General features: G+C 65.4%; 14 protein-coding genes. 5 read left to right on the top strand and 9 right to left on the bottom strand.

Features of this window, described 5'->3' with window-relative positions; genetic code table 11:
- Positions 1–22: 22 nt before the first annotated feature.
- The 3 genes from JN280_RS02615 to JN280_RS02605 form a co-directional block, all read right to left on the bottom strand.
- Positions 23–727 (bottom strand): glutathione binding-like protein, encoded by a 705-nt coding sequence (locus JN280_RS02615; RefSeq protein ID WP_202309978.1) that lies wholly within the window; start codon positions 725–727, stop codon positions 23–25.
- A 135-nt stretch (positions 728–862) separates the two neighbouring features.
- Complete coding sequence (locus JN280_RS02610) at positions 863–1,342, bottom strand: hypothetical protein (protein WP_202309977.1); 480 nt, start codon at positions 1,340–1,342, stop codon at positions 863–865.
- 119 nt (positions 1,343–1,461) lie between these two features.
- Positions 1,462–1,833: a hypothetical protein gene (locus tag JN280_RS02605; RefSeq protein WP_202309976.1), complete on the bottom strand. Its 372-nt coding sequence runs from the start codon at positions 1,831–1,833 to the stop codon at positions 1,462–1,464.
- 260 nt (positions 1,834–2,093) lie between these two features.
- Between JN280_RS02605 and JN280_RS02600 the strand changes: the two genes are divergently transcribed.
- The 5 genes from JN280_RS02600 (at position 2,094) to JN280_RS02580 (ending at position 5,488) form a co-directional block, all read left to right on the top strand.
- Entirely contained in the window at positions 2,094–2,531 is a 438-nt protein-coding gene (locus tag JN280_RS02600) for an EamA family transporter (protein ID WP_202309975.1), read from the top strand.
- Positions 2,531–3,130, top strand: coding sequence for a hypothetical protein (locus JN280_RS02595; RefSeq protein ID WP_202309974.1), 600 nt, complete (start codon positions 2,531–2,533; stop codon positions 3,128–3,130). Before JN280_RS02600 ends, JN280_RS02595 begins: the two co-directional genes overlap by 1 nt.
- Before the next feature lie 74 nt (positions 3,131–3,204).
- Entirely contained in the window at positions 3,205–3,804 is a 600-nt protein-coding gene (locus tag JN280_RS02590; protein ID WP_202309973.1) for a glutathione S-transferase family protein, read from the top strand.
- A 163-nt stretch (positions 3,805–3,967) separates the two neighbouring features.
- Entirely contained in the window at positions 3,968–4,411 is a 444-nt protein-coding gene (locus JN280_RS02585; RefSeq protein WP_202309972.1) for a DUF3995 domain-containing protein, read from the top strand.
- A 315-nt stretch (positions 4,412–4,726) separates the two neighbouring features.
- Positions 4,727–5,488 carry a class II aldolase and adducin N-terminal domain-containing protein gene (locus JN280_RS02580; RefSeq protein WP_202309971.1) on the top strand — a complete coding sequence of 254 codons (762 nt, stop codon included), beginning with the start codon at positions 4,727–4,729 and terminating at the stop codon, positions 5,486–5,488.
- Positions 5,489–5,569: 81 nt separating this feature from the next.
- On the opposite strand, the gene JN280_RS02575 is transcribed toward JN280_RS02580, so the two are convergent.
- From JN280_RS02575 to JN280_RS02550, 6 genes are all read right to left on the bottom strand, one after another.
- The gene (locus JN280_RS02575; protein ID WP_202309970.1) at positions 5,570–6,052 is read right to left on the bottom strand and encodes a MarR family winged helix-turn-helix transcriptional regulator; all 483 of its coding nucleotides are present in this window, start codon (positions 6,050–6,052) and stop codon (positions 5,570–5,572) included.
- Positions 6,034–6,618 (bottom strand): amino acid synthesis family protein, encoded by a 585-nt coding sequence (locus JN280_RS02570; RefSeq protein ID WP_202309969.1) that lies wholly within the window; start codon positions 6,616–6,618, stop codon positions 6,034–6,036. Before JN280_RS02570 ends, JN280_RS02575 begins: the two co-directional genes overlap by 19 nt.
- The gene (locus tag JN280_RS02565) at positions 6,611–7,504 is read right to left on the bottom strand and encodes a UPF0280 family protein (protein ID WP_202309968.1); all 894 of its coding nucleotides are present in this window, start codon (positions 7,502–7,504) and stop codon (positions 6,611–6,613) included. The genes JN280_RS02570 and JN280_RS02565 overlap by 8 nt, the downstream gene beginning before the upstream one ends.
- Positions 7,505–7,766: 262 nt before the next feature.
- Entirely contained in the window at positions 7,767–9,308 is a 1,542-nt protein-coding gene (locus tag JN280_RS02560) for a 6-hydroxynicotinate reductase (RefSeq protein WP_202309967.1), read from the bottom strand.
- Positions 9,305–12,061, bottom strand: a complete 2,757-nt coding sequence (locus JN280_RS02555; protein ID WP_202309966.1) for a molybdopterin-dependent oxidoreductase — start codon at positions 12,059–12,061, stop codon at positions 9,305–9,307. The genes JN280_RS02560 and JN280_RS02555 overlap by 4 nt, the downstream gene beginning before the upstream one ends.
- Positions 12,058–12,915, bottom strand: coding sequence for an FAD binding domain-containing protein (locus JN280_RS02550; protein WP_202309965.1), 858 nt, complete (start codon positions 12,913–12,915; stop codon positions 12,058–12,060). Before JN280_RS02550 ends, JN280_RS02555 begins: the two co-directional genes overlap by 4 nt.
- Between the last annotated feature and the right edge of the window lie 43 nt (positions 12,916–12,958).

The raw sequence follows: 12,958 nt of genomic DNA, 5'->3' as shown, positions 1-12,958 counted from the left end.
GCTGCCTGCCATCTTCGCTACTTCAGCCTCGCGCCGGGATGTTGAGGCCGCGCTGCGAGGCCGGACGTTCGAGAGCGCGGTCGAGCCATGCCATGGTCCTGGGGAAATCCTTGAACCCGATAAGCGCGTCCGCCTCGTAATAGACCTTCAGCGTGCGCACCCAGGGGAAGGTTGCGATATCGGCGATCGAATAGTCGTTGCCCATGATCCATTTGCGATCGGCGAGCCGTGTCTCGAGCACGCCGACAAGGCGCCGGGATTCGTCGGCGTAGCGCTGCAGCGGGCGTTTGTCCTCGATCTCCCGGCCGGCGAACCTGTAGAAGAAGCCGACCTGTCCGAAGATCGGACCGACCGACGCCATCTGGAAGAACACCCATTGCAGGGTCTCGTAACGGCGCGCCGGATCCTTCGGCATCAAAAGCCCGGTCTTCTCGGCGAGATAGACGAGGATCGCGCCTGACTCGAACAAGCCGATCGGTTCGCCGCCGGGCCCGTTGGGGTCGACGATCGCCGGAATCTTGCCGTTCGGATTGAGCGACAGGAACTCCGGCGTCCAGCTCTCGTTCTTGCCGATGTCGATGAGATGTGGCTCGTAGGGAAGGCCGATCTCCTCCAGCATGGTCGATACCTTGACGCCGTTCGGCGTCGGCAGCGAATAGAGCTGCAGCACGTCCGGATCTTTCGCCGGCCAGCGCGTGTTGATCGGGAAGGCGGAGAGATCGGCCATGGGGATTCCTCGGATGGCGGGGGATGAGGCTGGAAAGTGCAAAACCCAGATAGTCGCTTGCCGGCCGCCGATCAATGCCTGCAGCTTCGACGATACCGCCGCGCGGCCGGGTCTGCGGTCGGGGATCCGAACCGACTACTGCGCAGGTTTCGCAGCCGCGTAGATGACGGCAGTGTTGGGGCTGTCGAAGTCTATTGCCAGCACATCCCGGGTCAGGATCTGCCTGGAGTCGATCGCATGGAACAGCATGGCGTTGCCCTCGATCTCCTTCCGCAGGTCGGCGATCTCTTTTTCGTGCTCTTTCACCTTCGCCTCGATCTGCGGCGGCGGGCCGCCTTCAGTGACGGCCGCATCGGCCAGGAAGACGATGTCGATCTTGTCTAGCCTGGAGATCTTGCGGACCGTCCCGATATTTTCGCTGGTCCTGTCGATCGCGGCGATGACTCTTTCGGCGTCGGCGGCGGCGCGTGCTTCTTCTTCCTTGACCTCCGAGCCGACGATCTTCTCAACCGTTTCCTTGCTTTCGAGCCCTTGCGCCCGGCCCTCGGGTGCAACGCCGACCAGCAGGGCGGCGATTGCGATGGCGGTTGTGCTTCTGAGGTCGAGAAACGGCATCACGCGCTCCCTGTGGCCTGCTATTCGACGGTTCGAAGAACCAAAACGAATCCCGGCGGCCTGTGGTTCCAGTTGTGATGCGACGGACGGGCCGCAGATCGGCCCGTCCGTCCGGGTCCTCAACCCGGCTTCTTGGTTATCAGCGTCAGTACGCCGTCGTTGCCCATGCTGAAAGCGACGACCTGCGCGGACGAAAGCCCCTTGGCTTCGAGTGCGGACTTGACTTGGGGTGTCGCGTCGACGGTGCTGCGCAGCTTCTGAAGATCGGCATCGCTGGTCTTGTCGACAACCTCATTGACCTGCGTCTGGGTGGCCTCGGGCAGTTCCTTGATGTCGACGATGTTCACACTCTGAATGCTCGGCCGGGCCGGTTGTGCGCTCGGCGCCGTCGGAGCGGAACCCGCCGGCGGCGCGGCCGGCTGTTCCTGGGCGCTCGCGGCCGAAACGAAAATGAGGGCAGCACCGGCCGCAAGGATCGTCATTGTTCGCATGGATCTTCCTTTCCATCGGTTGGCAGACGAACAGTTCGGGTGGCGGGAGCACCTCATACGCGAAATGGGGACAGAAGCCGGTGACGAGCGGGTCATTGCGTGACCATTGCTTGGCGGCAATGAGGCACCGCAGTTCTTTGCCGTCGCACCGTATGCCAACGTAGGCAAAATCCGGCCATGTCTCTGGTGTAGCGCTTATTCCTGGCCTGACGGGCCGGGAGGTGGTTCAACCCGACCGGCGATTGGTCTAGACAGACAGCATGAAATCCTTGCTTGCATCCTGGCAGTTCTGGGCATTGCTGTCGGCCTGTTTCGCCGCGCTGACGGCCATCTTCGCCAAGGTCGGCGTGGAGCACGTCAATTCCGACTTCGCCACTTTCGTGCGCACAATCGTCATCCTGGGTGCGCTGGGCGGCATCCTGCTCGCGTCCGGGCAATGGCAGGCTCCCGGCTCCGTTTCCGGCTGGACCTATCTTTTCCTGCTGTTGTCCGGCCTTGCCACCGGCGCCTCGTGGCTGTGCTACTTCCGAGCGCTGAAACTTGGCGATGCCGCCCGCGTCGCGCCGCTCGACAAGCTGAGCGTCGTACTTGTCGCCGCGTTCGGCGTTCTTTTTCTCGGGGAGAAGCTGTCGGCAGCCAACTGGCTTGGCGTCGTCATGATCGCCGGCGGCGTCATCCTCTTGACGGTCCGGCTCTGATGGCAGCGGGAGAGCATCTGGCGGCCGGGGCGGAAGCCTTTCCGCATATCCGCATCGTCATGGGCATGGTGATCGGCCTCGGCGTTACGCGGCTGCTCTCCGGTGTCGCCCGCATCATCCAGCACCCGGCCCAGTACCGGCTCTATCCCGTGCATCTGGCGTGGGTGGCTTCGGTGCTTTTGATGCTTGTCCACTTCTGGTGGTGGGAGTTCGGCCTGTTCGGCATCACGCAATGGACCTTCGGCGCCTATCTGTTCATCATCGCCTATGCGGTGCTGCTGTTCCTGCTGGCGGCTCTGCTTTTCCCCGATAGCATGTACGACTATGCCGGCTACGAGGACTTCTTCATCTCGCGGCGGACCTGGTTCTTCGGCGTGCTGGCCGCAACCTACGTGTTCGACATCGTCGACACGCTGATCAAGGGCCAGGCGCATTTCGCGCGTTTCGGTACGGAATATCTTGTCCGCACGCCGGTCCTCGTCGCCCTCTGCATCGCTGCCGCATGGACGAAGAACCGCGCATTTCAGGCCGTTTTCGTCGCCGGAACGCTGCTCTACCAGATCTCCTGGATCCTGCGGCTCTTCGACACGATCGTCTGAGTGGCCCTCGCTTTGCCTACACGTATCATTGTGAAATAGTCTTCCCCTCTGTGGTCAGGAAAGGCAGAGTTCGAATGTACAAAGCCGTTGGTTCGCCCGGTTCCCGTGTCGGCCGCGTCCTGTGGATGCTGGAGGAACTCGGGGTACCTTACGAGTTCGTGAAGGCCGACATCCGGTCGCCGCAGATGTATGCGCTGAACCCGTCGGGAAAATCGCCGGCCCTGGTCGACGGCGATGTCGTCGTGACCGATTCCGCGGCGATCTGCGTCTATCTGGCGGACCGGCATCCCGACAAGGGAATGGGGTCGGAGCCCGGCTGCGCCGGCCGCGCCGCCATGGATTCCTGGATGCATTATGCGCAGTCGGAGTTCGAAGCGCCGCTCTGGAACAAGCTGCGCCATCGCTTCATCCTGCCGGCCGAGCTGCGGGTCGACGTCGGGCCCGCGACGGCCCACGATTTCCGTGAAGAGGTCCAGACCCTGGAACGGCGCCTCGGCGACAGGCAATATGCGCTGGGGGATCGTTTCAGCGCTGTCGACGTGCTGTTGGGCGATATGGGCGCCTGGGCGCGGGGCGGCAAGTTCGCGATCGAGTCCGACAACGTCAACGCCTATTTCGATCGCGTCCTGTCGCGCCCGGCGCGGGCGCGGGCCCAGACCGTTGGGGCAAAGTGATGGTGCATGCGGTAGCTGTCAGGCGCGGGAGCGGAACCCCTCTGGCCGAACCCTTCGACGTCGCCGTGCCCGCTCGCGGCGAAAGGCGGCGACGCGCGGGCATGTTTGGCAGCGGCGGAAAGTGTTCGCCATCACCCCGGAGCGGATCGGATCTGTTTCGAATATGAGCCTGCTGGCCGTCATCATCGCGATCCCGCTCACGGCAATCGCCGCACTGCACGCCTATTGGGGTATTGGCGGCGTCTGGCCGGGCGCCGACCAAAGGTCCTGCGCCCGCGCCGTTGCCGGCTTCAAGGGCATAGACACCATGCCGTCCCCGGCCGCCTGCTTCGCGGTTGCGGGCCTGGTCGTCGCCGTGACACTGGTCGTGCTGGCGTTGGGCGACCTCTTCGCCTCTCCGTTCGCACGGCAATCCCTTGCCGGTGCGGCCTTTTTCGTGGCGCTCGTCTTCCTCTTCCGCGGCCTCCTCGGCTTTACCTCCTACTGGCGGCGGCTCACGCCGGAAATGCCGTTCGCCCGGCTCGACGCGCGCTACTATTCGCCGCTCTGCCTCGTGGTCGGGGCGGCCCTTGCGGTTCTGGCCTTCGAGGGACTCGCAACATCGTGATCGGAACCCCCCGCTTTGCCCGACATCGCCGATCTCGCGCTCAACGTGTTCTCGGGAGCATCACCTGTCGGACCTCCCTCGTCATCGAGAAGAGCAATCAGGCACTTCGGCTTCACCCGCATGTGGCGCGGCAAGGGTCTGGCTGAGGTCGTCGCCTCCATCGTCGAGGATGGCGGCCTGAGGCTGGACAAGCGGCGCGGTGCAGCCGGACGATCGCTTGGTCCAGGCCCCGACGCTGTCGGATTTGGGATTGCGAGACGGCCGAGCGCACTGCAGTGTCGAGGGAAAATCCGAAGCCGCTGCCAGGGAGGTCCCGTGAGCATCGCCCGTCTGCCCGTCCATTCGAACCTTCCTTATTACGAGGAAAGGGTCGATCTCGCCTGCGCCTTCCGCTGGACGGCACGGCTCAACATGCATGAGGCTGTGGCCAATCATTTTTCGCTTGCCGTGGACGACGAGGGCAGGCGGTTCCTGATGAACCCGAACCAGGTCCACTTCTCGCGCGTCAAGGCGAGCGACCTGCTGCTGATCGACGCCGACGATCCGGAGACGATGAACCGGCCCGACGCGCCCGACCCAACCGCATGGGGGCTGCACGGCGCCATTCACCGCAACTGCGCCCATGCGCGCTGCGTCATGCATGTCCACTCGATCCATGCGACCGTGCTTGCCTCGCTCGCGGATTCGAGGCTGCCGCCGATCGACCAGAATTCGGCGATGTTCTTCAACCGCCATGTCGTCGACGGGCTCTATGGCGGACTGGCCTTCGAGGAAGAGGGCGAGCGTTGCTCGAAACTGCTTGCCGATCCGAAGGTCAAGGTCATGGTGATGGGCAATCACGGCGTGCTCGTGATCGGGGATTCGGTCGCCGACACCTTCAACCGCATGTATTATTTCGAGCGTGCGGCCGAGACCTACATCAAGGCGCTGTGGACGGGACGTCCGCTGCGCATGCTTTCCGACGAGATAGCGGAAAAGACCGCGCGCGAACTGGACGATTATCCCGGCCAGGCAATACGGCACCTGGCGGAACTGAAGGCGATCCTGGATGAGCAGGAGCCGGAATACAGGAGTTAGCGAATAGCGAGTAGCCAATAGCGAATAGGGGACGAAAGAGGTTGCGCTGCCAAGCAGCCCCGCGATCCGCTTCGCTACTCGCTACTCGCTACTCGCTATTTTCCCCAACAGCCTCAACAACGTTCCTGCCTCCTTCGGCGACAGCGGCGCCATCGTTTCCGCGGTTATCTTCTGAGCAAGCGGGATCAGCCGCTCGACCGCCTGCCGCCCTTCGTCGGTTAGGCTCACCAGGAGCCGGCGCTTGTCGCCGTCATGCTTGGCGATCTCTACGAAACCGCGCGCCTTGAGCCGGTCGATGACGCCCTTGACCGTCGCGGCGTCCATGGCGATCAGCGCGCCGAGCTGGTTCTGCGAGGTCTCGCCGATGTCCTGAAGCTTGGCGAGTGCGGCGAATTGCGGCGGTGTGAGGTCGCCGATATGTGAGGCGAAGATCGCCACATGGCGCTGATGCGCCTTGCGCAGGATGAAGCCCACCTGATCCTGAAGATGATAGCCGTCGTCGGCCCTGTCGCTTTCGATCCGGCGCAGCATGTTCTCGCCGCTCGTCACCGTAGGCCGTCCCATGCCTTTATATCCTTGGCTTCCAGGCCGCCCATGCGATTGTGGATGCGCGGGCCGCAGCTCATGGCCAGTACGAACAGGATCTCGTCGGGGCGGGGGCCGTCGCTGATGCCGACCTCCATGGCGTCGAAGTGGCTGCGCACATAGGCCGCGTTGATGTGACCGATCGGCACGTCGAGCCGCGCACCGAAGGCGCCGACCTTCTTGGCCGACGGAACGATGGCCTTGGCCTCGCCCAGCCTTTCGCGCATCGCATCGCCGCCCGGCACGTGCCAGAGCGCACCATGCTCGAGTTCGCCCGCCGTTCCCACTATGGCGCCCTTGCCGTAGCCGTCGATGACAGAGGGATCGCCGCCGAGCGCGTCGATCAGCCTGTCCGACAACATGAGGCCGAGTGGCTTGAGGTCTTCCATGGCGCCTTGCACTTCCGCGACATAGCGACCTGCGAACGGGTTGCCGACGAGCGCCATGGCCGCCGCGCGCCGGCGCGGTTGATCTGCTGCCGGCCCACCCTCGTGGAATATCTCTTCCACGAGCATCGCGATCTTGCGGATCGGAAACTCAACCATGGGAAAGCTCCTCCTGCCGGATCCTAGCATTGCCGCGGTCCGACGCATCCAGCATCATCGGGCCGCTGATACGGTTGTCGCCGCACAGGAACAAGGCGGTAGCGACGACAACGTCCTTGTCGCGCATTTCTTCGGCGACGGTCCAACCCCTGTCGAGGGCCTCGGCGATATCTTCCGGCTGAAGCTTGCCGACGCCTCGGGTGACCAGCCGGTCGCCGAGATCGTTGTCCGGGGAAAGGCTGCGCGCAGGCAGGCGGACAATCGCCGGATGGCCGGGCAGATCGACCGCATTGGCGATCACCGTCGCCGCCGCATCGGCTTCTGCCGCACTCCCGGCCAATACTGTCACTGCATCGGCGATGCCCAGCGAGAAACTGCGGCCGCGCCAGCCGCTGGTGGCTATGCCGCGCACCGGATCGGCGTGGCGGATCAACAAGCGGTCGGCGAAGCCATGACCGGTACCGGCGATTGCTGCGCGAACTTCCGATTCCGGGGAAAGATGGAGGGCGATGTCGCCGCCATTGTTGACATAGGCCTTATCGAGCCTTCGTCCGGCGAGCATCGCAGCCATCATCTCGTCGGCCACCGAGCCGGCAACCGCCGCCATCGGCGTTATGAACGAGCATGAATGAGGCGACACGGCCGCCTCCATGCGCCTGGCGGTCGGCCCTCGGAACGCTCGCGGCAGAGGCCCGGCGGGCCGCCGCAACCCGTCGAGTTCCTCGACCAACTCGCCGAGGATGGTCTGGAAGCGCTCTTTGGCCTGCACATAGGCCGCGTCGCGCTCCTCTACTGCCCCAAATGCCTCGATAATGAGGTCGATCGGCCCATGATTGAGATGCAGCCGGCGGCCATCCGGCAGCAGACTTGCCTGGGGGCCTGTCATGGCCGTCGGTCCATGCGGCGAGCTCGGCTCTTCTGCGAGCACCCCTCATCCGTCCGCGCTTCGCGCGGCCACCTTCTCCCACAAGGGGAGAAGAGAAGGCGCTGCCGCAGCGTTTCCGCCAGTCGTCGACGTTGGTGACTTGCACAACCGGCCAAGCCAGGCACCTGTCTTCTCCCCTTGTGGGAGAAGGTGGCCTCGCGAAGCGAGGTCGGATGAGGGGTAATCTTCTCGTCCGTTCTGGAAGCGAAATAACGCTTGCTGCTCATGGCTTCCGCCCATCCACTGCAAAGCGCTGAAGCTGCGCCAGCGGCGGCCATGGGTTCCGTCCGGAAGCAACAGCGCCATGTCTGGGATTGGCGTATTCCCCGCCATGCGCCACGATACCGTCGATGCTTCGGATCTCCGCCGCGTAGCCGCCGAGCCTGACATAGTCGTCGCGGCGCATGGTGAATTCGATCGGCGCGACGAGCGCGGGGGTCGGTACATAGCCAAAGGCATTTTCCGGGACGCGGGTGACGTCGACCATCAGCGTGATGCCGCCGCCCGGCCAGACATAGACCGGCGCTCCCCCGACGGTGACATAGGTCTGCAGCCGCTGCACGGAGCGGGTGAGATTGACGGGATTTTCGGTGACGCCCGCGCGCAGCGACCCGCCCGCGCCGCCGATGAAGAGAACCGTGCAAAGGGCCGGCTCGCAATTGTCCTCGATCAGGCCGACAGACTTGCGCAGCCGTTCGGGAAACGCTTTCTCGACAGGCTTCAGCTGCTCGTCGAGCTCGTAATAGGCGAACTGCTCGCCTGTCGTCGAAACCATCAGCAGGGATAGGCCTGGTCGCGCGCCCTTCTTCGGGTTCCACTCGCCCAGTATCGCAAGCGGGTCGGAGATCGTCGTGCCGCCCCAGCCGAGGCCGGGTTCGGACACCTTGAAATAGCGGCCGGGCGTCGACCGCCGGCCGATGATCCTGATGCCGGTGTCCTCCCAGCCCAGCACCTTGCCGGCCTGGTGCTCGGAGACGACGCCGGTGATGTGGTCGTCGACGACCACCACCTCGTCCACCAGCCCGCGCCATTGCGTTGCGAACATGCCGATGGTGGCGGAGCCGCAGCCGACCCGCATCCGGTGCTCGGCCTTGCCGTCGATGACGGGTGCCTTGCCCGCCTCGACGATCACGGTCGCACCGCCGTCGATCGCAAGCTCGACGGGCTTGCGGTTGCAGAGGTTGAGCAGCGTGTCACAGGTGACGCGCCCCTCGGATTTCGAACCGCCGGTCAGATGGGTGACGCCGCCCAGCGACAGCATCTGCGAGCCGTATTCGCCCGTCGTCACATGGCCGACGGCTTCCCCCTCGGCACGTACTGTGGCGGTCTCGGGGCCGATATGGCGGTCCGTATCGATCTTCACCTTGACGCCGCAATAGCTGAAGATGCCCTCGGTCACCACGGTGACGAGTTCGACACCCTCGACTTCCTGCGAGACGATGAAGGGCGCCGGCTTGTAGTCCGGATAGGTTGTCCCCGCGCCGATGGCCGTGACGAAGCGGGGGCCCGTGTTCAGCAGCGCTCCGTCCCATTCGTCCTCGCCGAGGAAGGGCACGATAGCGCCGCCGGCTTCCTCGGCGTGGTTGAGGATGACGAGCGGATCCGAGCGGACGATCCTGCCGCCCACATTGCCGTAGCGGTCGCAGGCTCCGGTCCGTCCCTCTGCGATGTAGCACATGACCGGGCAGGCGTCGCAGCGGATCTTCTCGCCCGCCTGCTTGGCGCCGGGCTCATGGGTTTCGAAGCGTTCGGCGAGCTCGCTCATGGAGCACTCTCCGCGGTCGCCCGGATCGCCGCCAACACGCGGCTCGGGGTCGCCGGCACCTTGGTCACCAGCACCCCGGTCGCATGGCGGATCGCGTTCAGGATCGCCGGCGCTGTCGGGATCAGCACATGCTCGCCCAAGCCCTTGGCCCCGAAGGGTCCTTCCGGATCCGGAACTTCGACCAGAATGGTTTCGATCGGCGGGATGTCGCCGAAGGTCGGGATCAGATAGTCATGCAGGTTCTCGGTGCGGCCGGGCACATATTCCTCCATGAGCGCCATGCCGATACCCTGCGCGATACCGCCCTCGATCTGCCCTTCGGCAAGCAGGGGGTTGATCGCCTTGCCGACGTCATGGGCGGCGGTGATCTTCACCAACCGGACCGTGCCGAGCGCGATATCCACCTCCAGCTCGGCGATCTGGGCGCCGTAGCCGTAGACCGCGTAGGGGCGGCCCTGTCCCTTCTCGTCGAGCGCCTGCGTGGGCGCGTCATAGGTCTCCTCCGCGACGAAGACGTAGCCCTCACCGTTCCAGGGAAGGGAGGAGAGCGCGATCCGGCGCATCGCCTCGCCTTCGCGGATGATGAGCGCGTCGTTCTCGAACGCAAGCGTCGCCTGCGCCGAGACATTGGCAAAGCGCAATATGTCATCCCGCAGGGCTCGCGCAGCCGTCTCGGCCGCCTTGCCCGAAATGAAGGTCTGCCGCGAGGCCGAGGTCTTGCCGGCATCAGGCGTGACCGCCGTATCGGCGTCCTTCAGCCGGAAGGCCGAGAGCGGCAGGCCGAGCGCGTCGGCGGCGATCTGGGTGATCACGGTGTTCGCGCCCTGGCCGATGTCGACCGCTCCCTGGTGGAGCACGACAGCGCCGTCGGCCGAGATGCCGATCTTGATGGTCGACGGGTTCGGCAGGGCGGTGTTGCCGCAGCCGTACCAGCAGGACGCGACGCCGACGCCGCGCTTGACGCCGTCATGCGAAGTATTGAACGCTTGGGCTTCCGCCATTGCACGACGCCAGTGCGGCGCCAGCGCACCGAGGCACTCGGCTATGCCGACGCCCTGCTCGAGACGATGGCCCGTGACCGTTTCGCATCCGTTGCGAAGTGCGTTGCGCAGGCGAAACTCCAGCCGGTCGATGCCGAGCTGGCCGGCGAGCTCGTCATAGAGCGTCTCCTGCATGATCGTCGCCTGGGGCACGCCGAAGCCGCGGAAGGCGCCGGAGATCGGCCCGTTTGTGTGCACCGCCCGGCCCCGCGCGCGATAGTTCGGCGTCAGATAAGGCCCCGAAGCGTGAACCGGCACCCGGTTTGCTACCGTCGGCCCCCAGCTCGCATAGGCCCCGGTGTTGAAGTCGCCCTCGAAAACCATGCCGGTCACCATGCCGTCGGCATCGGCGCCGATCGTCGCACTCATCGAGGCCGGGTGCCGCTTGGTGGTCGACATCATCGATTCGGCGCGCGTATAGGCAAGCGCGGCGGGGCGGCCGGTCTTCAGCGCGACGAGACCGATGAAAGGCTGAACCGAAAGGTCGAGCTTGGACCCGAAGCCGCCGCCCGTCGCCATGGGCACGATGCGGACCTTGGACGGATCGAGGCCGAGCACTTTGGCGGTGTCGTCGCGGTCCAGATAGGGCGCCTGCGTGCAAGCCCGCACCACGAGCGTGTCGCCCTCCATCTCGGCCCATCCCGCCTCGGGCTCGACATAAGCGTGCTCGACATAGGACGTCTCGATGCTGCCGGTGACGGTTGCCGCCGCGCCGGCCAGCGCCTGTTCGGGATTCCCCTTCTCAACGATGCCTTCGGCCAGCACATTGTGCGGTCGGTGCGGATGAAGCAGAAAGCCGTCCGCAGACCGGGCCTCCGCGGGATCGAGAAGCGGCGGCAGTTCGGTCCATTCGACCGGAAACTCCGAAAGGTCGAGGTCGCGGATCGTGTCGCGCTCGCCGGCGACCACGGCTACGGCCTCGCCGCGGAAACGGACGATGCCCTCTGCCAGTGCCGGCTGGTCGGCGAAGGTCGGTATCGCACCGAAACGGTTTTCCCCCGGCAGGTCGGACGCGGTGTAGACCGCCGTCAGCCCGGGATGTGTCGCGACGAAGGCCTGGAGATCGCCGAAGCGGAAACGCGCATGCCAGTGTGGCGAACGCACGACCAGCACAGCAAGCGCATCCCGGGGAAAGCCGTCGGCGCCGAACCGGTCCGTCCCGGTGACTTTGGCGACGCCGTCGAGCCGGACCGGCGACGCACCGATCGCACGGCCGGCGCCGGGCGTGCGGAGGTCGAGATCGGCAGTGCGGGAGGATGCCAGCATCACCGCGCGCACGATCTTCTGATAGCCGGTGCAGCGGCAGAGAATGCCGCCCAGCGCGTCCCGCACTTCGGTTTCGCTGGGATGTGGCCTGCGCTCGAGCAGCGCCGTGGCGGCCACCAGCAGCCCCGGCGTGCAGATTCCGCACTGGGCCGCTCCGTGCTCCAGAAAGGAAGCCTGCAGGGCCGACAGCCTGCCATTGGCCAGGCCCTCCACGGTGCGCACCTTCCGGCCGGCGGCCGAGGCGGCGGGCATCAGGCAGGCACAGACCGGGTCGCCGTCGACCAGCACCGTGCAGGCGCCGCAATCGCCGGCATCGCAGCCGACTTTGGTTCCGGTCAGCCCCAGCTCGTCGCGCAGAACCTGTGAAAACCGGGCGAGCGGCGGAACATTGAGGCTGACTGGCGAGCCGTTTATCTCGCAACCGATCGAACTGGTTTCGGCGCTCATGCCGCGACGCCTTCGAGAGGTTCGGCGGCGGCGGTCGCAAGCGCGCGTTTCACGATCGCGCGCGCCGCCTGTCGCCGATAGTCGGCACTGCCGCGCACATCGTCGATGGGCGCGAGGGGTGCCAGATGTCCGTCTTCAACGATACCGGGCGCGGCGGCCGCGGTGCGGCCAAGCAGCGCCAGCTCCAGCTGGCCGAGCCGCTGGGCGACCGCCGAGCAGGCTCCGACCGCGACGGCCGCACCTGTGATGGTTCCGTCCGGGGCCGACACGATCCGGGCGGCCGCCATGGCGATCGAGATGACCAGATAGCGTCTGGCGCCGAGCTTCACGAAGGCCGAGCTGCCGGTGGCGGACCCCTTGCCGATGCGGATGGAAGTCATCAGTTCGCCGTCCTTCAGAACCGTGCGCCGGTTGCCAAGGATGAAGTCGGGGAGGCCGACATGCCTGATGCCGTCGCGCGAGCGGAGCTCGACCTCGGCGTCGAGAATCAGCAGCGCCGGCACGCCGTCGGCGGCAGGCGAGGCGTTGCAGAGATTGCCGGCCACGGTTCCGACATTCTGGATCTGCACGGAGCCGACCTCCCGCGCTGCCAGCTTCAGGGCATCGAAGGCCGGCGGAAGCGGCTGGCGCAAGAGCTCCGTCCATGTCGTGCGCGCGCCGATGACGAAATGTTCCGCGGTTTCGGAGATGCCGCGCAAACCATCGAGGCCGTTTATGTCGAGCACATTCTCGCGCAACGGGCGGTTGCCGAGCGCAGGGTAGAAATCCGTGCCGCCCGCCAGGATCCGCCACCGATCCTCGCCGAGGAGCCGCAGCGCTTCATCGATTGCCCTGGGTTTCGCGTAACGGATCACGCAATGCCTCCGGCACCGGAGAATTGTTTGCACGCAAATGATA

The sequence above is a fragment of the Mesorhizobium sp. L-8-10 genome (assembly GCF_016756635.1).
Classification (GTDB): domain Bacteria; phylum Pseudomonadota; class Alphaproteobacteria; order Rhizobiales; family Rhizobiaceae.
The sequence above is the reverse complement of the archived record's forward strand: the minus strand, read 5'-3'. Positions and strand labels throughout refer to the sequence as shown.